Genomic DNA, 22,400 nt, shown 5'->3' on the forward strand with positions numbered 1-22,400 from the left:
AGGAAGAAGTCATGAGCAGCCACCTCAACGAGCACGGCATCACCCACCTGCGGCACGTCGACCTGGCGGTCCCGGACTACGAGACCCAGCGCTCGTTCTACAAGGACACCTGGGGCCTCACCGAGGTCGGCACCGACGGCGACCTGTCCTACCTGGCGGCCGAGGGGTCGCCGGAGCAGTACGTCATCCGGCTGCGCAAGTCGGGGGAGAAGCGGCTCGACCTGATCTCGTTCGGCGCCGAGAGCACCGGGGCGGTCGACGCGCTGGCCCAGAAGCTGGGCAGCCGGGGCATCCAGCTGGTCGGCGAGCCGGACAAGCTCCAGACCGCCGGCGGTGGCTACGGCTTCCGCTTCTTCGACATCGACGGCCGCACCATCGAGATCAGCACCGAAGTCGACACCCGGCCCTACCGCGCCATCGAGGAGGGCGAGGCGATCCCGGTGCGCATCTCGCACGCCGTGATGAACAGCAACGACCCGAACCGGACGCGGGACTTCTACGCCGATGTGCTCGGCTTCAAGCTCTCCGACACGCTCTGGGGCGAGCACATGGGCGAGATGATGCACTTCCTGCGGTGCAACGACTGGCACCACAGTCTCGCGATCGCCCGCGGCCCGCACACCGCTGTCCACCACGTCTCCTTCGAGATGCGCGGCCTCGACGAGTACATGCGCGGCACCGGCCGCGTCATGCGGGCCGGCATCAAAAAGATCTGGGGCCCGGGCCGGCACCTGGCCGGCAACAACACCTTCACCTACTTCCTCGACCCCAGCGGCAACACGATGGAGTACACGACCGAGCTGGAGCGGATCGAGACCGACCAGTGGCACCCGGCCGTCCACGACATCGCCGACCCCAACGTGCAGGACCAGTGGGGCACGGCCGACCCGATGAGCGAGTTCATCGCCCGCGACTCCTTCAACGACCCCGACCACGGCGTCTTCGTCGCCCCGCCGGTCTGAGATGAGGCTGCAGGACAAGGTCGTCGTCGTCACGGGCGCCGCCCGCGGCCAGGGCGCGGAGGAGGTCGGCGCCCTGGCTGCCGAGGGTGCGTACGTCGTCGCGACCGACGTGCTCGACTTCGAGCCGTCCGTCCGGGCGGGCGAGCGGGTGGTCGAGCGGCACCTGGACGTGACGGACGCCGCCGGCTGGGCCGAGCTGGCCGCGGAGCTGCGCGACCGGCACGGCCGGGTCGACGCGCTCGTCAACAATGCGGGGGTCGCGGCCCGGGAGCGGCTGCCGCACGTCTCCCTCGACGCGTGGCAGCGCACGTTCGACATCAACGTCACCGGGCCGATGCTCGGCATCCAGGCGCTGGTGCCCCTGATGCCGGCCGGGTCCAGCATCGTCAACATCTGCTCGGTGGCGGCGATGTCCGGCCACGCGGCCGCGGCGTACACGGCGAGCAAGTGGGCGCTGCGCGGGCTCACCCGCAGCGCGTCGCTCGAGCTCGGTGAGCGCGGCATCCGCGTCAACGCGGTGATGCCGGGTCTGGTGGACACCCCGCTGATGGCCTCGGCGTCCCCGGCGTTCTTCGCCGCCGCGCTGGCCGAGATCCCGCTCGGTCGCGTCGGCGTGCCGGCCGACATCGCCCCGACGATCGTCTTCCTCTGCTCTGATGACTCGGCCTACTACAGCGGCGCCGAGCTCGTCGTCGACGGCGGGCTGACGGCGCACGTGTCCCACAAGCGCATCGCCGACGCCACGAGGCCCGGCCGATGAGGCTGGCCACGCTGCGGCAGGGCGCCGCCGTGATCGACGGCGGGTCGGCGTACCTGCTCCCGCTGCCGCTCGGCGAGGTCGTCGCGCTCGGGCTCGAGCGCGCGCTCGACCTGGGCGCCGAGGCGCTGCGCGCAGAGCCGCTCCCGTTCGAGCCGGCGGACCTGTGCCTGCCCTACCGGCCGCCCGCCATCCGCGACTTCGTCACGTTCGAGAGCCACGTGGAGGGCGTGCGGCGCAGCGTCGACGGCGCGTCGGGTGTGCCGGAGGCGTGGTACGACGCACCGACGTTCTACTTCACGAACCCGCACGCGCTCTACGGCCCCGGCGAGGACGCCCCGCGGCCGGCCGCGTCTCGAGCACTCGACTTCGAGCTCGAGGTGGCGGCCGTGCTGGGTCGCGGCGGCTCGTCGCTCTCGGTCGAGGACTCCGCGGCCGCGATCTTCGGCTACACCATCCTCAACGACTGGTCGGCCCGCGACCTGCAGTCCCGGGAGATGAAGGTCGGCCTCGGGCCGGCGAAGGGCAAGGACTTCGCGACCTCGATCGGCCCCTGGATCGTCACCGCCGACGAGGTCGCGGCCCACCACGACGTGGACGGGTTCCTCGACCTGGACTGCCGCGTGCTCGTCAACGGCGAGACGGTCGGCCGGGACCGCCTGAGCCACATGCGGTGGACGTTCGCCGAGATGGTCGCCTATGCCTCGCGTGACTCGGTCGTGGTGGCGGGCGACCTGCTGGCGTCGGGGACGACCGGTGGGGGCGGCTGCCTGGCCGAGCTCTGGGGTCGCCGCGGCGAGCAGACGCCGCCGCCGCTCGAGCCGGGCGACGAGGTTCGCATCGAGGTGGAGGCGCTGGGCGTCCTCAGCGCACGCGTGCGCTGATCCGCTGCTCCGAGGGCTTGCGCCTCCGACGGATAACCGTTATACCTAGAGATAACGGTTATCCGTAGGAGGCGCGATGCGACAGGAAGTGGTGCTGGCGCTGCTGGCGAAGGAGCCCTCGCACGGGTACGAGCTGCGCGGCCGGCTGCGGCGCGCCCTCGGCCCGCTGGGGGACGCGATGAATGCGGGCCAGGTCTACGTCGCCCTGACCCGGCTGGAGAAGGCCGGGCTGGTGACGGCCGAACGGGCGGGAGCCGCCGACCAGCAGGACCGCAAGACCTACGTCCTCACCGCCGACGGCCACCAGCGGGTCTCCGAGTGGCTGTCCGAGGTGGACTGGCCGCGTCCCGACCTGGCGGAGTTCCACCTCAAGCTGGTCGCCGCCGCCGGGACCGGGCTGGCCGACCCGATCACCATCGTGGACACCCAGCGCCGCGAGCTGCTGCGGCGGTTGAGGGAGGCCGAGCGTGCGGCGATGGCCGAGCCCGACGGCTCGGACGCCGCCCTGTTGTTGGAGGGCATCGCGCTGCGCCTGCAGGCCGACCTGCGCTGGTTGGAGGAGTGCGAGCGGAGCTGGAGCGAGCGAGGGAGCAGATCGTGATCGAGATGGCTGACGCGCCGGTGGTGTGCGCTCGAGAGCTGCGCCGGGACTACGGCAAGGGTGAGGGACTGGTCCGCGCGGTCGACGGGGTCGACCTCGAGGTGGCCGCCGGCGAGACGGTGGCCGTCATGGGTCCGAGCGGCTGCGGGAAGTCCACGCTCCTCCACCTGCTGGGCGGCCTCGACCGCCCCTCGGCCGGCGAGGTGTGGCTGGCCGGCCGGCGGATCGACACCGTCGGCGAGAAGGCCGTGGCGCGGCTGCGGCGCGGCGCCGTCGGGTTCGTCTTCCAGGCCTTCCACCTCATGGACGAGCTGACGGCCGTCGAGAACGTCGAGCTGTCGGCGCTGCTCGCCGGCCGGTCGCCGCGCGCGGCCCGGCGCCGGGCGCTCGACCTGCTCGAGCAGGTCGGGCTGGCCGACCGGGCGGGGTTCCTGCCCACGGCGCTGTCCGGCGGCCAGCGGCAGCGGGTGGCGATCGCCCGGGCGCTGAGCAACGAGCCGGTCGTCGTACTCGCTGACGAGCCCACGGGCAACCTCGACACCGCGGCGACGCTGGACGTGCTCCGGCTCTTCGAGAGCCTGCACGAGGCGGGCCAGACGCTCGTGATCGTCACCCACGACTCACGGATCGCGGCGACCGCCGACCGCCTCATCACGATGAGGGACGGCCGGTTCGTCGACGAGACCAGGCTGACCGGGGGCACGACCGGGCGCTCGCTCGGCGCGCTGGCCGGGCTGGAGGGCTGACCGATGGGCCGGGTCGTGCTGGTCCTCCGCCTCGCGGTGCGCGACGTACGACGACGGCCGGTCGAGGCCGCCCTGCTGCTGGTCGCCATCATGGCGGCCACCACCACCCTGTCGCTGGGTCTGGTCCTGCGCCAGGCCGCTGGCGATCCCTACCAGGCGACCCGGCGCGCCACGGCCGGGGCCGACGTGGTCGCGAGCGTCGCCCCGCTGCCGTCCGGGACGCAGGCGCGGCCGGCCGACGTCGCCGGCCTGACCGCGCTGACCGGCCAGAAGGGCGTCGTCGCCCACAGCGGCCCCTACCCCGTCGCCCGCACGTCCGCCGAGGCGCACGGGCGCACGGTGGCCGTGACCGCGGAGGGTCGCGACACCACCTCGGCCTCGGTCGACCAGCCGAAGGTGCTCCACGGGAGCTGGGTCCGGCCGGGCACCGTGGTGGTCGAGGCAGCCCTCGCCGATGCGCTCGGGGTCCGTCCCGGTGACCGGATCACGATCGCCGGACGTCGGTTCCAGATCGGCGGCGTCGCGGTCACCGCGGCAATGCTGCCCTACCCGGAGGCCTTCGACTACGGCGTGCAGCCGACCATGGCCCAGGTGAAGGACCGTGGGCTGGTCTGGCTGACCCAGGCCGACGCCCGGCGCCTGTCGGCCCCCGCGGACCTGTCCTACGTCCTGAACCTCAAGCTCGCCGACCCCGCCGCGGCGATGCAGTTCGTCGACGCCCTCGAGCCGGACCCGTCCGGGTCCCCCACGAGTGGCGCGCAGTCAGTGCCGCTGCTGATGCTGGAGCCGTGGCAGGTGACGCGGGACAACGCGAGCATCCTGGCGCGGAACGCCCAGCGTGTGCTGGTCGCCGGCGGCTCGTTGCTCGGCCTGCTCGCGGTGGCGAGCGTGGCGGTGCTGGTCGGCGGCCGGATGGCCGACCAGACCCGCCGGGTCGGGCTCCTCAAGGCGGTCGGTGGGACGCCCGGCCTGGTCGCCGCCGTCCTGCTCGCCGAGCACGTCGGCGTCGCCGTGCTGGCAGCGGCCGGCGGGCTGGCCCTGGGCTGGCTGGTCGCTCCGATCGTGGCCGAGCCGACCGCCGGGCTCATCGGCAGCGCCGGGACGCCGCCGCTCACGATGGCCACCGTCGGCCTCGTCACGGCCGTGGCCGTTGCCGTGGCGGTCGTCGCCACGCTCGTCCCGGCGGTGCGCGCGGCACGGACGAGCACGGTCGTCGCACTGGCCGACGCGGCCCGGCCGCCCCGGCGTACGGCGTGGCTGATCACCCTCTCGGCACGGATGCCCGCACCCCTGCTCCTCGCCCTGCGCTTGGCCGGGCGCCGGCCCCGCCGGCTCGTCCTCGCGGTCATGAGCCTGGCGGTCGCCGTCACCGGCCTGGTCGCCGCCCTGGCGCTCAAGGCCCAGCTGTCGACCTCGAACTTCGCCAGCACGGCGGGGCTCAACCACGCGCGGACCGAGCGGCTGGGCGACGTCCTGCTCCTCATCAGCGTCATGCTGATCGCGCTCGCCGCGGTCAACACGATCGTCATCACATGGGCCACCGTGCTCGACGCCCGGCACGCCTCGGCGCTGGCCCGCGCCCTCGGCGTGACCCCTCAGCAGGTGACGGCGGCGCTGTCGGCGGCGCAGCTGCTGCCGGCGCTGGTCGGGGCGCTCCTCGGCATCCCCGCGGGCCTGGCCCTGGTCGCCGCCGTGGACCCCGACAGCACCGTCGACCCGCCGCTGTGGCAGCTGCTGGCGGTCGTCCCGGTGACCGGTCTCGTGGTCGCCGGTCTCACCGCGGTCCCGGCGCTCCTCGGCGCCCGCAGGCCGCCCGCGCCGGTCCTGCAGGCCGAGCACGCCTGACCCGCTGAGGGCGTCGGCGGCGACCGGCTCTGGCAAATTGCTGTGCGAAGAACGCGCAGCAACGGGCCTCGCGTGCCGATGATGCCCCCAGGTGCCGAAGGATCGGCGCCGAGCAGGTCTCACGGAGGAGCCACGTGGAAGCGCGTCATCGTCTCGGGAAGGAACCGCGGGCCGAAGAGTCCCCGCGGTCGCGCGGGCTGCTGTCGCGCCTGGTCGGACGTGCCGAGCCGGACCCGCCCCCGCACGAGTCGGTCGAGCGCCTGGACGCCGCCGAGTCGGACCGCGACGTGGATCCGCTGACCGGGCTCGTGGAGTACGACCCTGTCGACGCCACGCTCCTCGACGGCTTCACCAAGGCCGTGCTCGTGGTCGAGGTCGACAGCTATCTGATGACCAGCCACGTGGTCGGTGTCGAGGCCGGCGAGGTGCTGATCGTCGAGGCCGCCGAGCGGGTCAAGCAGGCGGCCGCGGCCGTCGACGGTCGGGTACGCCGGATGAGCGGGCCGCACTTCCTCGTGCTGGTGCCGATCGCCGACGAGTCCGACCTCCAGGACTTCGCCAGCCGTCTGGCGCTGGTCAACGACCGACCGGCCACCAGCGACGGTGGCGCCCTCACCGTCGGGATCGCGATGGCGCCCCGCGACGGCGTCGACGTACCTGCTCTCATCCGCGCCGGCATGGTCGCCGTCGCCTACGGGCGCCGCGAGCACCCGGGCAGCGCGGTGTTCTTCGAGCCCGAGATGGCCGAGGAGGCGTGGGACCGCTTCACCGTCGGCCGGGCCCTCCGCACCGCCATCGACCGCCGCGAGATCACCCTGGTCTACCAGCCCCAGCTCGACCTGGCCACGGGCGCCGTGGTCGGCGTCGAGGTGCTGGCCCGCTGGACGGACGGCGCCCATGGACCGATCTCGCCGATGCGGTTCGTGCGCGTGGCCGACCAGCTCGGCCTGGCTCGAGCGCTGGACCGACTCGTCTTCGAGATGGCGATCGAGCAGCTGGCCGCCTGGGACGAGGAGGGCATCCACCTGCCGCGGATGTCGATCAACGTCTCGCCGGACACGCTGCGCGCCGGCCGGGTCCCGCAGGCGGTCGCCGAGACGATGCGGCGCCACGGGATCGAGCCGCGTCGCATCACGGTCGAGCTCATCGAGAGCCGGCTGCTCGATGCCGACGCCGGCCTCGACGCGCTGCGCACGCTGCGCGACCTCGGCTTCCGGGTCAGCCTCGACGACTTCGGCACGGGGTACGCGTCCTTCGGCCAGCTCGTCACGCTCCCCATCGACGAGCTGAAGATCGACAGGTCGTTCCTCTCCGACTCCGACGACCCGGTCACCAGCGGCGCCGTCGTCGCGGCGATCGTGCGGGTCGGTCAGACGCTCGGGCTCAACGTCGTCGCCGAGGGCATCGAGCGGGTCGACCAGCAGGAGCTGCTCCGCACGCTGCGCTGCCCGGTCGGCCAGGGCTACCTGTACTCCCACCCGCTCACGGCGGAGGAGCTGGTCGACTGGCTCATGCAGACCGGGGGCGCCGTACCACTGCCGGACCGCGAGAAGACGGCCGACGCCGCCGCGTCCTGACGGGCGCGGTCAGCTCGCCTCACCGGCGGATCCGCCGCCGGCGATCCGCCCCAACGCCCTGACCCGGTGGTGGGCGAGGGCGGCGCGAGCGGCGTTCATGCCGGGGGCGCCGTGGACGCCGCCGCCCGGGTGGGCCGAGGCCGATCCGAGGTAGAGACCGCGGATCCCCGTCTCGGCGCGACCGGCGCCGGGGACGGGGCGGAAGACCAGCTGCTGGTGCAGCTGGGCGGTGCCGCCGTTGATCGCGCCGCCGACGAGGTTGGCGTCCTGCTCCTCGAACTGACGGGGGCCGAGCACCCGGCGTGCGACGACCCGGCCGCCGAAGCCGGGCGCGAGCCGTTCGAGACGGTCCTGCATCCGGTCGGCGAACCGCTCGCACTCGGCGCTGTCCCAGCGTCCGGTCAGGCCGTCGTCGCCGGCGTCGCGCTCGACCACCTGGGGGACGTGCGCGTAGGACCACAAGGACTCGGTGCCCGCGGGGGAGCGCGTCGGGTCGGTCGTCGTCATCTGCCCCACCAGCAGGAAGGGGCGGTCCGGGACGGTACGGCCGGTGATCTGCTCCGAGGTCCGGCTGAGCTCGTCGACGGAGTCGGCGACGTGGACGGTGCCCGGCGCGCGGTCGGGCGGCGTACGCCACGGGACGGGGCCCGACAGCGCCCAGTCGACCTTCACGGTGCCCGGGTCGAGCTGGAAGCCCCGCATCCCCTGGCGGACCCGGGTCGGCAGGTCCTCGTCCTGGACGAGGCCGCCGAAGAGTCGTGGTGCGACCACGTCGGCGATCACGACCGGGCTGGCGATGCGCTCCCCGTCGGCGGTCCGGACGGCCGTGACGTGGCGCCCGTCCACCTCGATCCGGGTGACCTCGGCGCCGCACCGCACCTCGCCGCCGCGGCTGCGCAGACGCTGGGTGAGGGCGGCGGCCAGCTGGCCGGCGCCGCCTTCCGGCACGGGGAAGCCGACGGTCTGGCCGAGCATCGTCATGAGGATCCCGAAGAGGCCGGAGCCCGGGGCCGACATCGGGATGTCCGCGTGCCCGGCGTTGCCGGTCAGCATGAGCCGCGCACCCTCGCCGCGGAAGCGCAGCCGGACCAGGTCGGACGCCGGCATGAGCAGGTCGCGCACCAGGCCGAGCCCACCGGCGCCCGGCAGCCGGAGCAGGGCGCCCAGTCCGCGGCGGACCGGCGGGAACGGGGTGAGCAGGGCACCGACGATGTGGTCGCCCAGCTTGTCCCACTGCGCGCAGAGCTCGAGCCAGGCCTCGCCGTCCCCGGCCGCGAACGCGTCGAGGCTGGCGGCGGTGAGCTCACGGTCGCGGTCGAGAACCGCCCAGCCCCGGTCGGGCACGTGGTGGCCGACCACGGCGGGCGCGTGCCGCCAGGTCAGCCCGTGCTCCTCCAGGGCGAGGGCCCGGATGCTGGGGGAGGCGGCCGCCAGCGGGTAGAACGAGCTGAACGTGTCGTGCACGTAGTCGGCGTGCACGTCCCGGCTGCTGCGGACCGCTCCACCGGGCTCGGGTTGCGCCTCCAGGACGAGGACCGACCAGCCCGCGTCGACGAGGTGGTTCGCGGCGACCAGGCCGTTGGGCCCGGCGCCGACGACGACCGCGTCGTAGGTCGTCACGCCCGCCCCTCGGCCAACATGGCCAGCCGCTTCAGCGTCTCGAGGTTGCGCACGTGCAGCGCACCCGCGCGCAGCGGCCGGGGCAGCAGGCCACCGGGGCCGTGGGTGAGGTCCTCCTCGATCTCGATCTCGGTGTCCTCGCCGCTGGGACGCAGCGTCAGCACGACCCGCGCCTCGCCGAGCGGCCAGGCGCGTGCCTGCAGCTCGAGACGCTTGCCGGGATCGCAGGCCAGCGACTCGGTGTGGTCGTCGATGACCACCGGCCAGACGCCGACGGAGTGGTGGAGTCGGGATCCGGGCTCCGGCCACGTGTCGTCGACACCGCGGATCCGGCAGGCCCCCACGACCCACAGCGGGAAGAGCCAGCCGTCGGCCAGCACCTTCCACACGTCGTCCGCACTGGCGGCTGCGGTCCATGTCGTCACTGCCATGACGCCCGGTGTCCGGCGGGGCCTGCGGGAAACCTCGGCTAGCCCGCCGGCGCCACCGAGGGCACGTGCGTCACCTGGTTCCACGTGAACGTGTAGGTGCCGCCGCCGGCCGGGACGTGGAGCGCGATGTTGTCGCCCCCGCCACCGGCGCCGTAGCTCACCGTCCAGGAGTCATCGATCGCGACCTTCCACTGCCAGTCGCCGGCCGGCACGGCGAAGGTCCCGTGCCACAGCCCGTCGCCGGGGTCGAAGGCCAGGTGGGTCGCCGCGCATGCCGGCTGCCAGTCGCCCGGGCAGCCCAGCTCGGACTGGAGGTCGCCGGCCACGGTCACCGAGCGGACCGCGGGCGTTGGCGGCGCCGTCCGCACGGTGACGGGGGCGCTGGTCACGTCGGCGGTGCCGGGCTCACGGAGGATCGCGCGGTAGGCGACCGACGTCCCGAGCGGCAGGGCGGAGACGTCGTCGGTGGCCGTGTACGCCGGCGCGGAGTCGTCGGTCCGGAGGCTGGTCCACGCGCCGCCCGCGACGCTGCGCTGGAACTCCACCGACTGGCCCGGCCGCTCCGGGTCGACCGCCGCGGAGACGGTGACCGGGTCGAGGGCGGTGACGGTGCCACCGTCGGTCGGTGCCGTGACCTTGACCGAGGGCGAGGGGACGGCGGTCGAGCGCACCGACGACGCGCGGGTGTGCCCCGCGTCGTCGCGTACGGCGGCCCGGTAGCTGACCGGCGTACCGGGAGCGAGGGCCGAGGTGTCGTGGAAGACCTGGTAGGGAGCCGAGTCGTCGACGCCGACCGTCCGCCACGCGCCGTTGCCGACCCGCGCCTGGAAGGTCACCTCGTAGAACGAGTCGCCGCCCACGCTCGCCGACACGTGCATCCGCCCGCGCGACTCGGCGGCGGGCTGCGGTGCGGCGAGGCCGATCGTGGGCGCCCCCTTCGACCGGGGGATGCGGTCGGGCGAGGCGTAGACCGCCGTCGACAGGCCGGGCAGCGTCACGGCGACGTCCCCGGCGCGCGAGGAGGTCAGCCGCGCCGGCCCGGTGCCGTAGAGGCGCTTGAACGAGCGGGCCCAGGTGGGCACGGACGCGGAGGCGGCCGACTCGCTGTTGTTGAGGACGACGAGGTACTCCTTCTGCTCGCGCCGATCGATGCGCGAGAACGCGAAGAGGCCCGGTCCCTTCGAGGCGTAGCGGACCTGCTCGGCACCGTTGCGCAGCGCCGGGTGGGCCTTCGTGAGGCTCTCGAGGTCGGTGATGGCGCGGTAGAGCGGGTGGGTCGGGTCGTAGTTGTCGCTGGCCGCCGTGCGGTCGGTCCCGATCTGGTCGTCGGTGCGGTACTCGTCGACCTTCGAGGCGAACATCGTCTGGCGCGCGGACTGGTCGCCACCCAGGCCGGCGAAACCCTGCTCGTCGCCGTAGTAGACGACCGGCTGGCCGCGGGAGAGGAACAGCAGCTGGTGGGCCAGCTCGTCACGCCTGAGCAGCTCGTCGTCCGTCGCGCCCGGGTTGTCGGTCTTCAGGAAGTAGCCGATCCGGCCCATGTCGTGGTTGCCGAGGAAGGTGGGCAGCTCGTAGACGTTCGAGTCCGCGTCGGTGTACCAGTCGTCGTTGGCGAAGAAGCTCGCCAGTCGCTGGTTGTCGAGGCTCTTGGAGGCGAACCCGCGCGCCGCGTCCTGGAACGGGAAGTCGAGGACGGCCTGCATCTTGTCCGTGGTCGTGTAGTGCGACGTGAAGGCCTTCGTCGACGCGTCCGACCCGTCGAGGGCGACCTCGCCGAACATGAAGAAGTCCGGGTTGCCCTGACGGGCGGCCTCGCGCTGCAGCGCGGGGCCGAAGCCTTGCCAGAAGGCGTCGTCGACGTGCTTCATCGTGTCGATCCGGAACCCGTCGATGCCGAAGTCGTCGACCCAGGTCTTGTAGATGTCGGTCATCCCGTTGCGGACCCGCGGGTTCTCGGTGAAGAGGTCGTCGAGACCGAAGAAGTCGCCGTACTGGCTGTCCTCGCCGGTGAAGGTCGTGTTGCCGCGGTTGTGGTAGAGCGTCACGTCGTTGAGCCACTCGGGCTTCTTGAGGTGCTGCTCGTCCGGGTCGAGGACCGGCGTGTAGGGGAACGACACCGCCGGGTCGAGCGCCGGGAACGGGTTCGGGTAGTCACGGTCGTCGAACGGCGTACCGGCGGCGGTGCGGTAGGGGCTGACGTCCTTGGAGACGTACGCCGGCCGGGCGCCCTGCTGGTAGCCGATGACGTCGGCCGTGTGGTTGGTGATGATGTCGAAGAAGACCTTGATCCCCTTCTGGTGGGCGGCCGCGACCAGGTCGCTCAGGTCCTGGTTCGTCCCGAGGTGCGGGTCGACCTGGGTGAAGTCGGTGATCCAGTAGCCGTGGTAGCCGGCCGACGGGCCGTCCTCGAGCTGGACGGCCTTGTTCTTGAAGATCGGGGTCAGCCAGATGGCGTTGGTCCCGAGCCCCTTGATGTAGTCCAGCTTGCCCGTGAGGCCCTTGAGGTCGCCGCCGTTGTAGAACCCCTTGCTCGTCGGGTCGAAGCCGCTGACCAGCCGGTCGTCGCCGAGGCCGCCGGTGTCGTTGGCGGTGTCGCCGTTGGCGAAGCGGTCGCCCATCACGAAGTAGAACCGGCTGTCGGTCAGCCCGCTGCGCAGCGAGTGACCGGCGAAGGACCCGTCCCGGCTCTGGGGGGACGGCTCCTGGTGCCCGGCGACGGCGGGTGCGGCGTACGCCGCGAGGGCGAGCGCGAGACCGAGGGCGGGTACGACGCGACGCAGCATTCATGCCTCCCGAGAAGTGACTGGTGTCACAGGTGGGATGAACCTAGGGCCGCGCGCGGTGGTCTGGCAAGGAGGTCCCGGCGGGCTCTCAGGCTCGGTGGCGGCCGCGCGCCTCGACGCGGGGGCGCAGCTCGGCGGCCGCATCGGGCCACCGCTCCTCGAGCTCGGCGAGCGCCTCGGTCAGCACGGCCGCGTCCAGGACCTCGGGGTGATCGGCGGAGGTGAAGAGGAGCGTCTCGATCGATTCGACGAGGGCGTGGAAGTCGTCGGCCTCGGCACGCTCGGACCGGGAGTCTCGGGACTGCGGCCGCGGCACGAGCAGTGCGAGAGCGTTCATGCTGGCCCAACGACGGCGCTCGCGACGGCGTTACGTGCGGGCGGCAGTGAAGTTCGCCTCAGCCGCTGGACACGAAGCGGGCGGCGAGGGTGGCCGCCCGGGCGCCGTACCCCTGCCCGAAGAGCGCCGCGTGCACGAGCAGCGGGAAGAGCTGGTGCAGCGCGATCCGCTCCTCCCAGCCGTCCCCGAGCGGGTGCGTCTCCTCGTAGGCGTCGATCACCCGCTCGAGCTGGGGCAGGCCGAAGAGGGCGAGCATCGCCAGGTCCATCTCGCGGTGGCCGCAGTAGGCCGCCGGGTCGATCACCCACGCGCGGCCGTCGGTGCCCCAGATGACGTTGCCGTTCCACAGGTCGCCGTGGAGCCGGGCCGGCGGCTCGTCGGGGACGAGGTCGGCAAGGCGGGGTACGACGGCCTCGATCGTGCGGGCGTGGTCGTCGTCGATCGCGCCACGGTCGTGCGCGAGCTTGAGGTAGGGCAGCAGCCGGCGGGTGGCGTAGAACTCGGGCCAGGTCGGCGCCGGCCGGTTGGGCAGCGGGAGCGTGCCGATGAAGCCGTCGGTGTCCAGGCCGTAGCCGTCGCACGGGTGCCGGTGGGCCGAGGCCAGGGCCCGGCCGAGCGCCTCGGCGCCCTCGCCGGACGGCTTGCCCGGCTCGATCCAGCGCAGGATCACGCAGTCCTCGGCGGCGGCGAGCAGGTCCGGGACGGGGAGGCCGACCTCGGCCAGCCAGGCCAGCCCACGTGCCTCCGCCGGGAAGAAGCCCTGGGGCGGGTGGGGCAGCGTCTTCATCAGCGCGACGCTGCCGTCGTTGAGGCGCAGCTTGGTCGCGCGGGCGACGTCGCCGCCGGCGACGGGCGAGGTGGCGACGACCGGTGTGCCGAGGAGCTCCTCAGCACGACGCGACACCACCGAGGCCCGGCTCACTGGTCGCGCAGCTCCTCGACCAACGCGTCGGCGGTCCGCTCCACCATCGCCAGCACCTCCTCGAAACCTTCGTCGCCACCGTAGTAGGGGTCCGGTACCTCGCCACCGGTGCCCACGGGGTCGAAGTCCCGGAAGAGCCGGACGCGGTCGCTGCGGCCGCCCAGGTCGCGCAGGTTGCTCTCGTCCATGGCGAGGACCAGGTCGAAGGTGTCGAGCCAGTCCGGGCTGACCTGCTGGGCGCGGTGCCGACTCGGGTCGTAGCCGTGCTCCCGCAACGTGGCGGCTGCCCGCTCGTCCATCGGGTGGCCGACGTGCCAGTCGCCGGTGCCGGCACTGCGCACCTCGACGCCGTCCCGCCCGGCCAGCCGCTCCTGCAGCCGCTGCTGCAGCACCACGTCGGCCATCGGGGACCGGCAGATGTTGCCGAGGCAGACCAGCGCGACGGCGTACCTCCCCTCGACCCGCGGGGCAGGGATCACTGGTCGAAGACCTTGTCGACGAACCACTCGACGATCGTGATGACGATGGCGCCGCCGACCGCCGGCCAGAACCCGGTCACCTCGAAGCCGATGCCGAGCTTGCCGGCCAGCCAGCCGGTGAGCAGGAGCATCGCGGCATTGATGACCAGCAGGAACAGCCCGAGCGTCAGGATCACGACCGGCAGGCTGAGGATCGTGAGCACCGGCTTCACCAGCGCGCTGACGATGCCGAGGATGAGCGCGACCCCGAGCAGCGGCAGCAGCTTGTGCTTGACCTCCTCCATGCCCTGCGTCGGCCCGGTGAACTTGATCCCGTCGATCAGCCACGCGGCCACCGCCAGCGCGACGGCATTGCTGAGCAGCCAGCCGATGAACCTCACATCGGTCAGTCAAGCACAGCGGCTGTGGGGTGCCGGCGAGCGCGCCGCCGGGCTACATCGGCTTGGACCCCGCCCCCTAGGGTCGGTGCCGTGTTCCCGTTCGGCGGCGTCTCGATCATGCTGCTCGGCGCCGTGGTCTCGGGCGTGGCCCTGGCCACGGCGGCGCTGGTCGCCACCCGGCGACTGGGGTGGCGGGCGGCGTGGGCGACGGCGGCACTGCTGTGGTCGCTGACCGTGATCGGGCTGGTCACCCTCATCCCGGCGTACGGCGCCCCGGGGATCGTCCCCGCCGAGGGACGTCTCGAGACCTGCTCGTGGGACATCGGCGGGCCGGCGCCGCAGGGGTTCTGGATCTTCGCCAGCGGTCAGCGGCTGCTCAACACGCTGCTCTTCGTGCCGTCCGGCGTGCTGCTGGTCGTGGTGGCGACGCGCTGGCGGCATGCCTGGATCACGATCCCGCTCGGCCTCGTCGTCCTCGCGGCGTACTCGGCCGGCATCGAGTGGACCCAGCTCGTGCTGGCCCGCATCGACCGGGCCTGCGACGTCACGGACCTCATCGAGAACGCGACCGGCGCCGTCATCGGCGTCCTCCTGGGCCTGCTGCTCCTCGCCGCTCGCCGCCTGATGCGGCCCACCCGCCGGCGGGACCTCCTACGCTGACCCCCGTGACAGGTCCGCAACCCCGCCCGAGCGTCGCCGCCATGCCGGCCTACGTCGCCGGCAAGCCCGCCGCAGCCGACGCCTTCAAGCTCTCGTCCAACGAGAACCCCTACCCGCCGCTTCCCGGCGTCCTCGAGGCCGCGGTGACCGCGGCGGCGTCGATGAACCGCTACCCCGACATGGGCAACACCGCGCTCTACGCCGCCCTCGCCGAGACCTACGGCGTCCCGGTGACCGACCTGGCGGTCGCGACGGGCTCCACCGGGCTCATCTACGGGCTGCTGAGCGCGTTCTGCGAGCCGGGCGACGAGGTCGTCTACGCGTGGCGCTCCTTCGAGGCCTATCCGATCGCCGTCCTCGCGGCCGGCGCCTCGTCGGTCCAGGTGCCCACCACCGCCGACGGCCGCCACGACCTCGACGCGATCGCGGCGGCGATCGGGCCGCGGACGAAGGTCGTGCTGCTGTGCAGCCCCAACAACCCCACGGGCCCTGCGCTCACCCAGACCGAGGTCGACGCGTTCCTCGCCCGCGTGCCCGACGACGTGCTGGTGCTGCTGGACGAGGCCTACATCGAGTTCGTCCGCATCGGGGACCCGGTGGACGGGGTCGCGACCTACCGCCGGCACGACAACGTCGCGGTGCTGCGCACGTTCTCCAAGGCCTACGGCATGGCCGGCTTCCGGGTCGGCTACTGCATCGCCCCGACGTCGGTCGCCGCCGCGCTGCGGGCGGTGACGCTCCCCTTCGGCGTCAACCTGGTCGCGCAGGCGGCCGCGGTGGCCTCGCTGCAGGCGCGGCCCGAGCTGGAGGAGCGGGTCGAGGCGCTCGTCGCCGAGCGCACCCGCGTGGTGGAGGCGGTCCGGGCGGCCGGTTGGAAGATCCCTGATGCTCAGGGCAACTTCGTCTGGTTCGACCTCGACGGTGACCGGATCCCGGCGTTCGTCGAGGCGGCCGAGGCGGCCGGCATCACCGTCCGCCCGCTCGGCACCGACGGCGTGCGGGTCTCGATCGGGGAGCCGGAGGGCAACGACCGCCTCGTCCGGCTTGCGGAGTCCTTCCCCCACTGAGCCGGCCACTGAGCCCCCCACTGACGCCTCGAGCCGACGGCGTCCCCGGAGCGCTCCGTGGATACCGTGACGAGCATGAGCGACGACCTCACGCCGACGTACGTCGAGAAGGGCGAGGACTTCGACCGCGACATGCGGTATATCCCCGACCGGATCACCAAGGACGCCCAGGTGCCGGAGCGCGGCCCGGCGACCGTCCCGCTGTGGCCGGTCGAGCCGGGGCGCTACCGGCTGATCGCCGCGAAGGCCTGCCCGTGGGCCAACCGGTCGATCATCGTGCGCCAGCTGCTCGGCCTCGAGGACGTCATCTCGCTCGGCCTGGCCGGCCCCACCCACGACCGGCGTAGCTGGACCTTCGACCTCGACCCCGACGGTCGGGACCCGGTGCTCGGCATCGAGCGGCTGCAGGAGGCCTACTTCGAGCGCTACCCCGAGTACCCGCGCGGCATCACCGTCCCCGCGATCGTCGACGTGCCGACCGGGCAGGTCGTCACCAACGACTTCCCGTGGATCACCCACGACCTGTTCTTCGAGTGGAAGGACTTCCACAAGGCCGACGCGCCGGACCTGTGGCCCGAGGCCGTGCGCGAGGAGATGGACCAGGTGATGGAGCGCATCTTCACCGAGGTCAACAACGGCGTCTACCGCTGCGGCTTCGCCGGCTCGCAGGAGGCGTACGACGCCGCCTACACGCGCCTGTGGGACGCGATGGACTGGCTGGAGGCGCGCCTCGCCGACCGCCGCTACCTCATGGGCGACTCGATCACCGAGGCCGACGTACGGCTCTTCACCACCCTCGCGCGGTTCGACGCGGTCTACCACGGGCACTTCAAGTGCAACCGCAACAAGCTGACCGAGATGCCGGTGCTGTGGGCCTACGCGCGCGACCTCTTCCAGACACCCGGGTTCGGGGAGAACACCGACTTCGACCAGATCAAGCGTCACTACTACGTCGTCCACACCGACATCAACCCGTCCGGGATCGTCCCGCAGGGCCCGGACGAGTCGGTCTGGCTGGAGCCGCACGGGCGCGCCTGACGACGCCGTGGGACACCCTGCGACGCCCTGCGGACGCCGCGCGTGGTTGATTCGGTCTACCCAGAGGTAGCGGGTACGTTGGCGTCAGCCCGGCTGTGGGCCAGGTCACACGCGCCGCACCACCCCCGCGCGCGTGGACCGTCTGGAGTGCGGTGGGTCCGGTGACCCCGGCAGACCGCCCGAGGTGTGAGGAGAGCGCGCCGTGCCCGACGTGGACTTCGTGCAGCTGCTGACCCCCGAAGGAGAGCGGGTCGAGCACCCTGACTACTCCTTCACCGGGGACGACGAGACCGTCCGTGGTCTCTACCGCGACATGGTGCTGACGCGCCGCCTCGACGTGGAGGCGACCGCGCTGCAGCGCCACGGTGAGCTGGGCATCTGGGCCCAGCTGCTCGGCCAGGAGGCCGCGCAGATCGGCGCCGGACGGGCGCTGCGCCAGCAGGACTACGTCTTCCCGACCTACCGCGAGCACGGCGTCGCCTGGTGCCGCGGCGTCGACCCGCTGAGGCTGCTCGGCCTCTTCCGCGGCGTCGACTTCGGCGGGTGGAACCCGTCCGACCACAACTTCAACCTCTACACGATCGTGATCGGCGCGCAGACGCTGCACGCCACCGGCTACGCCATGGGCGTGCAGCGCGACGGTGTCGTCGGCACCGGCGACCCCGACCGCGACACCGCCGTCGTCGCCCACCTCGGCGACGGTGCGACCTCGCAGGGCGACGTCAACGAGGCGTTCGTCTTCGCCGCGTCCTACCAGGCGCCGGTCGTCTTCTTCTGCCAGAACAACCAGTGGGCGATCTCCGAGCCGACGACCCGCCAGTCGGTCATCCCGCTCTACCGCCGGGCCGACGGCTTCGGCTTCCCGGGCATCCGGGTCGACGGCAACGACGTCCTCGCGACGTACGCCGTCATGCAGTCGGCCCTGCAGCGGGCCCGTGACGGCGGTGGCCCCACGTTGGTGGAGGCCTACACCTACCGGATGGGCGCCCACACCACGACCGACGACCCGACCCGCTACCGCCACTCCGACGAGGTCGAGCACTGGAAGCTGCGCGACCCGATCGCCCGCGTCGAGGCGCACCTGCGCCGCAACGGGCTCGCCGACGGCGAGTTCTTCGAGCAGGTGGCGCGCGAGGCCGAGGAGCTCGGCGTCCACCTGCGCGAGGGCTGCCGCCAGCTGCCGGAGCCGGTCGTGACCGACCTGTTCGACCGGGTCTACACCGAGATCTCGCCGGAGCTCGCCGACCAGCGCGACGAGTTCGCCGACTACGTCGGCTCGTTCGAGGAGGCAGTGCGATGACCACGATGAAGCTCACGCTCGCCAAGGCCCTCAACGCGGGGCTCCGCAAGGCGATGGAGGACGACCCGAAGGTCGTCCTGATGGGTGAGGACATCGGCCGGCTCGGCGGCGTCTTCCGCGTCACCGACGGGCTGCAGAAGGACTTCGGCGAGGACCGGGTCGTCGACTCGCCGCTGGCCGAGTCCGGCATCGTCGGCACCGCCGTCGGCATGGCCCTGCGCGGCTACAAGCCCGTCGTCGAGATCCAGTTCGACGGCTTCGTCTACCCCGCCTACGACCAGATCGTCACCCAGGTCGCCAAGTTCCACTTCCGCTCCGGCGGGCGGATCCCGATGCCGATGGTCATCCGGATCCCCTTCGGCGGCGGCATCGGCGCCGTGGAGCACCACAGCGAGTCGCCGGAGGCGCAGTTCGCGCACACCCCCGGCCTCAAGGTCGTGGCCTGCTCCAACCCGGCGGACGCCTATTGGATGATCCAGCAGGCGATCGCCTCGCCCGACCCGGTGATCTTCCTCGAGCCGAAGCGGCAGTACCACGCCGGCGCCGTCGAGGTGGACCTCGACGCCACGCCCGACCCGCTCTTCACCTCGAAGGTCGCCCGCGAGGGCGACGACGTCACGGTCTGCGCCTATGGCCCGACGGTCGGCGTCGCCCTCCGTGCCGCCGACGCCGCGGCCGGCGAGGGCCGCTCGCTCGAGGTCATCGACCTGCGCACCCTCTCCCCGCTCGACCTCGGTCCCGTCGAGGAGTCCGTACGTCGCACCGGCCGCTGCCTCGTCGTCCACGAGGCGCACGTCAACCTCGGCGTCGGTGCGGAGGTGGCCGCGCGGCTCACCGAGTCGTGCTTCTACTCCCTCGAAGCGCCCGTGCTGCGCGTCGGCGGGCTCGACACGCCCTACCCGCCCGCCCGGGCCGAGCACCAGTGGCTGCCCGACCTCGACCGTGTTCTCGACGCCGTGGACAGGAGCTTTGCGTGGTGACGACGACTGCCCAGGAGTTCAAGCTCCCCGACGTCGGCGAGGGTCTCGTCGAGGCCGAGCTGGTCTCGTGGCGGGTCGCCGTCGGCGACACGGTGCAGGTCAACGACATCGTCTGCGAGATCGAGACCGCGAAGTCGGTCGTCGAGCTCCCCTCGCCCTACGCCGGCATCGTCGAGGCGATCCTGGTCGAGGTGGGCACCAACGTCGAGGTCGGCACCCCGATCATCCGGATCGGCAGCGGCGCCCAGCCGAGCGAGTTCGTTCCCGCCGCTGCGGCGCACACCTCTGCGGACACCTCGTCGGCCGCCGAGGAACCCGCGAGCGACTCGCCCGGGACGCTCGTCGGCTACGGACCCCGCGAGGCGGCGACGCAGCGGCGCGCCCGGCGTGCGTCCTCGGCGCGGGCGGGGGGCCAGCAGGCCGCCGCGTCGGGCCCCGTGCTCGCCAAGCCGCCGGTGCGGCTGGCCGCGCGCGAGGCGGGCATCGACCTGCGGACGGTCACCCCGACCGGCCCGAACGGCGACGTCACCCGCGAGGACCTCGCCGGTGCCGGAGGTCGAGGAGCGAGCGAGGTCGGTGGTCGAGGAGCGAGCGCCAGCGAGCGCATCGAGGCCCCACCCGTCGTCTACACCGGCCGGGTCACCCGCGAGCCGATCAAGGGCGTGCGCAAGATGATGGGCCAGGCCATGGCGGCCAGCGCCTTCACCGTTCCGCACGTGACCATCTGGACGACCGTGGACGTCACCGAGACGACGCGTCTGGTCGCGCGGCTCAAGCAGGACCCGGCGTACGCCGGCGTGCGGGTCAGCCCGCTGCTCGTGCTGGCCCGCGCCTGCGTCGAGGCGCTGCGCACGCACCCGCTGCTCAACGCGGTGTGGGACGAGCCTGCCCAGGAGGTCGTGCTGCGCCACTACGTCAACCTCGGTGTCGCCGCCGCGACACCGCGCGGCCTGGTCGTGCCCAACATCAAGGACGCCGACCTGATGAGCGGCCCCGATCTCGGCCGGGCGATCAACGGCCTGACCGACGTCGCCCGCGAGGGGAAGACACAGCCCGCCGAGCAGCAGGGCGGGACGTTCACGATCACGAACGTCGGCCCGTTCGGCATGGAGGGCGGCACGCCCATCATCAATCCCGGCGAGTCCGCGATCCTGTGCTTCGGCGCGGTGTCGAAGCGGCCGTGGGTCGTGTCGGCCGACGGGGAGGATCGGCTGGCGGTGCGCGACGTCTGCACGCTGGCGCTGAGCTTCGACCACCGTCACATCGACGGGGCCACCGGGTCGGCCTTCCTGGCCGACGTCGCCGCCGCGATGCGCGACGGCATCAGCCCCTGACGGCGCTCAGCCGATCGGAGTGGCTCTCGCTCCGAGGCCGGGGTGCGGGGGTGTCGCTGCGCAGGCGGCACGGCCCGGCGGTTACACCGCTGCGACCCCCACCACGCCCTCAGGCGTACCGCGCCGCCCGGGCGGCCGGCGATCCCGGCCCGGCGGCCAGCAGGGCGGCCAGCTCGGCCTCGATCACCCCACCGACCCGGTGGCAGAACTCGTCCGGCTCGTCGGCGGCGTCGGGCAGCTCGGGGATGATCCGGTCGACGATGCCGCGCCCGGCGAGGTCGACCGCGAGCACGTGCTGGGCACGGGCCATGTCGGCGGCGTGGGTCGTGTCGCCGTGGACGATCGCCGAGGCGCCCTCCGGCGGCAGCGGCGAGAGCCACGCGTGCTGGGTCGCGACGACCCGGTCCGCGGGGAGGAACGCCAGCGCGCCGCCGCCGTTGCCCTCGCCGAGCATGAGGCACAGGGTCGGCGCCTGCACCCGCACGAGGCCGTCGATGCAGCGGGCGATCTCGCCGGCCAGGCCGCCGTTCTCGGCCTCCGGCGAGAGCGCGGCCCCGCGGGTGTCGATGACGGTGAGCACCGGGAGGCCGAGGTCCTCGGCGAGCCGCAGCCCGCGCTGGGCCTCGCGCAGCGCCTGCGGGCCGAACGCCTGCTGCGCCTGCTCGCGCCGGTCCTGCGCCAGCAGCACGCACGGCGCGTCGCCGAACCGCGCCAGCGCGATGATGAGCGCGGGGTCGCGCTCGCCCTGCCCCGTGCCATTCAGCGGTACGACGTCAGCGGCCGCGGTCTTCAGCAGCCGGCGCACCCCGGGCCGGTCCGCGCGGCGCGAGCGGGTGACCGCGTCCCAGGTCTCGATCGCCGGGGTCTCGATACGCTCGCTGGCGCTCGCTACTCGACCATCGAAGGCACCGCTGGCGCTCGCTACTCGACCATCGAAGGCATCGCTGGCGCTCGCTCCTCGACCATCGAACGCCTCGCTGGTCGAAGGGCCTGAGTCGCTGGGCGAGGGCGTATCGAGACGGGGACGGCTCTGGAGGATCGTGAGCGCCCGGTCGAGGATCCCGGCGATCTGCTCGGGCGGCAGGACGGCGTCGATGATGCCGTGCGAGTAGAGGTTCTCCGCGACCTGCACGCCGGCGGGGAACGGGTGGTCGTTGAGCAGCTCGAACACCTTCGGCCCGAGGAAGCCGAGCAGGGCGCCGGGCTCGCCGACCGTGACGTGCCCGAGCGAGCCCCACGAGGCCATCACCCCGCCGGTGGTCGGGTGGCGCAGGTAGACGAGGTAGGGCAGGCCGGCCGCCTTGTGCGCCGAGACCGCCTCGGTGATCCGCACCATCTGGACGAACGCCGGGGTGCCCTCCTGCATGCGGGTGCCGCCCGAGGCGGGCGCGGCCAGCAGCGGGAGCCCGTCGGCGGTCGCCCGCTTCACGGCCGCGACCAGCCGGTCGGCGGCGTCGCGGCCGATCGAGCCGGCGAGGAACCGGAACTCGCTGACCAGGACGGCCACCCGGCGGCCGAGCATCGTGCCCTCGCCGGTGAGGACCGACTCGTCGACGCCGGTCCTCTCCTCGGCCGCCTGCAGCTCGGCGACGTACGACTCGGAGAACCCGGCTCTGGCGGGCGGGGTGTCCCAGGAGATCCAGGAGCCGTCGTCGAGGACCAGGTCGATGAGCTCGCGCGCGGTCAGTCGAGGCATG

At 72.9% G+C, this 22,400-nt stretch carries 21 protein-coding genes; 13 read left to right on the plus strand and 8 right to left on the minus strand.

What is annotated here, in order from left to right; all coding sequences use genetic code 11:
• The first annotated feature begins 11 nt into the window (after positions 1-11).
• The 7 genes from QDS12_RS03205 (at position 12) to QDS12_RS03235 (ending at position 7,372) form a co-directional block, all read left to right on the plus strand.
• Positions 12-962: a VOC family protein gene (locus tag QDS12_RS03205; RefSeq protein WP_279876838.1), complete on the plus strand. Its 951-nt coding sequence runs from the start codon at positions 12-14 to the stop codon at positions 960-962.
• Position 963: 1 nt separating this feature from the next.
• Positions 964-1,722: an SDR family oxidoreductase gene (locus QDS12_RS03210; RefSeq protein ID WP_279876841.1), complete on the plus strand. Its 759-nt coding sequence runs from the start codon at positions 964-966 to the stop codon at positions 1,720-1,722.
• The gene (locus tag QDS12_RS03215; RefSeq protein ID WP_279876842.1) at positions 1,719-2,603 is read left to right on the plus strand and encodes a fumarylacetoacetate hydrolase family protein; all 885 of its coding nucleotides are present in this window, start codon (positions 1,719-1,721) and stop codon (positions 2,601-2,603) included. Before QDS12_RS03210 ends, QDS12_RS03215 begins: the two co-directional genes overlap by 4 nt.
• Before the next feature lie 76 nt (positions 2,604-2,679).
• Positions 2,680-3,204, plus strand: coding sequence for a PadR family transcriptional regulator (locus QDS12_RS03220; RefSeq protein WP_279876843.1), 525 nt, complete (start codon positions 2,680-2,682; stop codon positions 3,202-3,204).
• 5 nt (positions 3,205-3,209) lie between these two features.
• Positions 3,210-3,950: an ABC transporter ATP-binding protein gene (locus QDS12_RS03225; protein ID WP_279876844.1), complete on the plus strand. Its 741-nt coding sequence runs from the start codon at positions 3,210-3,212 to the stop codon at positions 3,948-3,950.
• 3 nt (positions 3,951-3,953) lie between these two features.
• Complete coding sequence (locus tag QDS12_RS03230) at positions 3,954-5,795, plus strand: FtsX-like permease family protein (RefSeq protein WP_279876846.1); 1,842 nt, start codon at positions 3,954-3,956, stop codon at positions 5,793-5,795.
• Positions 5,796-5,929: 134 nt separating this feature from the next.
• A complete protein-coding gene (locus tag QDS12_RS03235; RefSeq protein ID WP_279876848.1) occupies positions 5,930-7,372 on the plus strand; it encodes a GGDEF domain-containing phosphodiesterase in 1,443 nt (480 codons plus the stop codon).
• 9 nt (positions 7,373-7,381) lie between these two features.
• On the opposite strand, the gene QDS12_RS03240 is transcribed toward QDS12_RS03235, so the two are convergent.
• The 7 genes from QDS12_RS03240 to QDS12_RS03270 form a co-directional block, all read right to left on the minus strand.
• Complete coding sequence (locus QDS12_RS03240) at positions 7,382-8,992, minus strand: NAD(P)/FAD-dependent oxidoreductase (RefSeq protein ID WP_279876849.1); 1,611 nt, start codon at positions 8,990-8,992, stop codon at positions 7,382-7,384.
• Entirely contained in the window at positions 8,989-9,423 is a 435-nt protein-coding gene (locus tag QDS12_RS03245; RefSeq protein WP_279876850.1) for an SRPBCC family protein, read from the minus strand. Before QDS12_RS03245 ends, QDS12_RS03240 begins: the two co-directional genes overlap by 4 nt.
• A gap of 38 nt (positions 9,424-9,461) precedes the next feature.
• The gene (locus QDS12_RS03250) at positions 9,462-12,206 is read right to left on the minus strand and encodes an alpha-amylase family glycosyl hydrolase (protein WP_279876852.1); all 2,745 of its coding nucleotides are present in this window, start codon (positions 12,204-12,206) and stop codon (positions 9,462-9,464) included.
• 88 nt (positions 12,207-12,294) lie between these two features.
• Positions 12,295-12,543, minus strand: coding sequence for a hypothetical protein (locus tag QDS12_RS03255; protein ID WP_279876854.1), 249 nt, complete (start codon positions 12,541-12,543; stop codon positions 12,295-12,297).
• A 58-nt stretch (positions 12,544-12,601) separates the two neighbouring features.
• Complete coding sequence (locus QDS12_RS03260; RefSeq protein WP_279876857.1) at positions 12,602-13,465, minus strand: fructosamine kinase family protein; 864 nt, start codon at positions 13,463-13,465, stop codon at positions 12,602-12,604.
• Positions 13,462-13,944 carry a low molecular weight phosphotyrosine protein phosphatase gene (locus tag QDS12_RS03265; protein ID WP_279876859.1) on the minus strand — a complete coding sequence of 161 codons (483 nt, stop codon included), beginning with the start codon at positions 13,942-13,944 and terminating at the stop codon, positions 13,462-13,464. The genes QDS12_RS03260 and QDS12_RS03265 overlap by 4 nt, the downstream gene beginning before the upstream one ends.
• Positions 13,941-14,324 carry a phage holin family protein gene (locus QDS12_RS03270; RefSeq protein ID WP_279876861.1) on the minus strand — a complete coding sequence of 128 codons (384 nt, stop codon included), beginning with the start codon at positions 14,322-14,324 and terminating at the stop codon, positions 13,941-13,943. The genes QDS12_RS03265 and QDS12_RS03270 overlap by 4 nt, the downstream gene beginning before the upstream one ends.
• Before the next feature lie 90 nt (positions 14,325-14,414).
• Between QDS12_RS03270 and QDS12_RS03275 the strand changes: the two genes are divergently transcribed.
• From QDS12_RS03275 to QDS12_RS03300, 6 genes are all read left to right on the plus strand, one after another.
• Positions 14,415-14,984: a VanZ family protein gene (locus QDS12_RS03275; RefSeq protein ID WP_279876863.1), complete on the plus strand. Its 570-nt coding sequence runs from the start codon at positions 14,415-14,417 to the stop codon at positions 14,982-14,984.
• Between the two features lie 5 nt (positions 14,985-14,989).
• Positions 14,990-16,051, plus strand: coding sequence for a histidinol-phosphate transaminase (hisC, locus tag QDS12_RS03280; RefSeq protein ID WP_279876865.1), 1,062 nt, complete (start codon positions 14,990-14,992; stop codon positions 16,049-16,051).
• A 75-nt stretch (positions 16,052-16,126) separates the two neighbouring features.
• Positions 16,127-17,089: a glutathione S-transferase C-terminal domain-containing protein gene (locus QDS12_RS03285; protein ID WP_279876867.1), complete on the plus strand. Its 963-nt coding sequence runs from the start codon at positions 16,127-16,129 to the stop codon at positions 17,087-17,089.
• Positions 17,090-17,291: 202 nt separating this feature from the next.
• Positions 17,292-18,389 carry a pyruvate dehydrogenase (acetyl-transferring) E1 component subunit alpha gene (gene pdhA, locus QDS12_RS03290; protein ID WP_279876869.1) on the plus strand — a complete coding sequence of 366 codons (1,098 nt, stop codon included), beginning with the start codon at positions 17,292-17,294 and terminating at the stop codon, positions 18,387-18,389.
• Entirely contained in the window at positions 18,386-19,369 is a 984-nt protein-coding gene (locus QDS12_RS03295; protein ID WP_279876870.1) for an alpha-ketoacid dehydrogenase subunit beta, read from the plus strand. Before pdhA ends, QDS12_RS03295 begins: the two co-directional genes overlap by 4 nt.
• Entirely contained in the window at positions 19,363-20,703 is a 1,341-nt protein-coding gene (locus QDS12_RS03300) for a dihydrolipoamide acetyltransferase family protein (RefSeq protein WP_279876871.1), read from the plus strand. Before QDS12_RS03295 ends, QDS12_RS03300 begins: the two co-directional genes overlap by 7 nt.
• A 109-nt stretch (positions 20,704-20,812) precedes the next feature.
• Here the strand turns inward: QDS12_RS03300 and QDS12_RS03305 are convergent, their stop codons facing one another.
• The gene (locus QDS12_RS03305; protein WP_279876873.1) at positions 20,813-22,399 is read right to left on the minus strand and encodes a carboxyl transferase domain-containing protein; all 1,587 of its coding nucleotides are present in this window, start codon (positions 22,397-22,399) and stop codon (positions 20,813-20,815) included.
• Position 22,400: the final 1 nt, after the last annotated feature.

The organism is Nocardioides sp. CER19 (genome assembly GCF_029846275.1).
Classification (GTDB): Bacteria; Actinomycetota; Actinomycetes; order Propionibacteriales; family Nocardioidaceae; genus Nocardioides.

What these genes read in the sequence shown, in the direction of transcription:
- QDS12_RS03205 (WP_279876838.1), top strand. Translation starts at nt 12, where the DNA reads ATGAGCAGCCACCTCAACGAGCACGGCATCACCCACCTGCGGCACGTC.
- QDS12_RS03210 (WP_279876841.1), top strand. Translation starts at nt 964, where the DNA reads ATGAGGCTGCAGGACAAGGTCGTCGTCGTCACGGGCGCCGCCCGCGGC.
- QDS12_RS03215 (WP_279876842.1), top strand. Translation starts at nt 1,719, where the DNA reads ATGAGGCTGGCCACGCTGCGGCAGGGCGCCGCCGTGATCGACGGCGGG.
- QDS12_RS03220 (WP_279876843.1), top strand. Translation starts at nt 2,680, where the DNA reads ATGCGACAGGAAGTGGTGCTGGCGCTGCTGGCGAAGGAGCCCTCGCAC.
- QDS12_RS03225 (WP_279876844.1), top strand. Translation starts at nt 3,210, where the DNA reads ATGGCTGACGCGCCGGTGGTGTGCGCTCGAGAGCTGCGCCGGGACTAC.
- QDS12_RS03230 (WP_279876846.1), top strand. Translation starts at nt 3,954, where the DNA reads ATGGGCCGGGTCGTGCTGGTCCTCCGCCTCGCGGTGCGCGACGTACGA.
- QDS12_RS03245 (WP_279876850.1), bottom strand. Translation starts at nt 9,423, where the DNA reads ATGGCAGTGACGACATGGACCGCAGCCGCCAGTGCGGACGACGTGTGG.
- QDS12_RS03250 (WP_279876852.1), bottom strand. Translation starts at nt 12,206, where the DNA reads ATGCTGCGTCGCGTCGTACCCGCCCTCGGTCTCGCGCTCGCCCTCGCG.
- QDS12_RS03255 (WP_279876854.1), bottom strand. Translation starts at nt 12,543, where the DNA reads ATGAACGCTCTCGCACTGCTCGTGCCGCGGCCGCAGTCCCGAGACTCC.
- QDS12_RS03285 (WP_279876867.1), top strand. Translation starts at nt 16,127, where the DNA reads ATGAGCGACGACCTCACGCCGACGTACGTCGAGAAGGGCGAGGACTTC.
- QDS12_RS03295 (WP_279876870.1), top strand. Translation starts at nt 18,386, where the DNA reads ATGACCACGATGAAGCTCACGCTCGCCAAGGCCCTCAACGCGGGGCTC.
- QDS12_RS03305 (WP_279876873.1), bottom strand. Translation starts at nt 22,399, where the DNA reads ATGCCTCGACTGACCGCGCGCGAGCTCATCGACCTGGTCCTCGACGAC.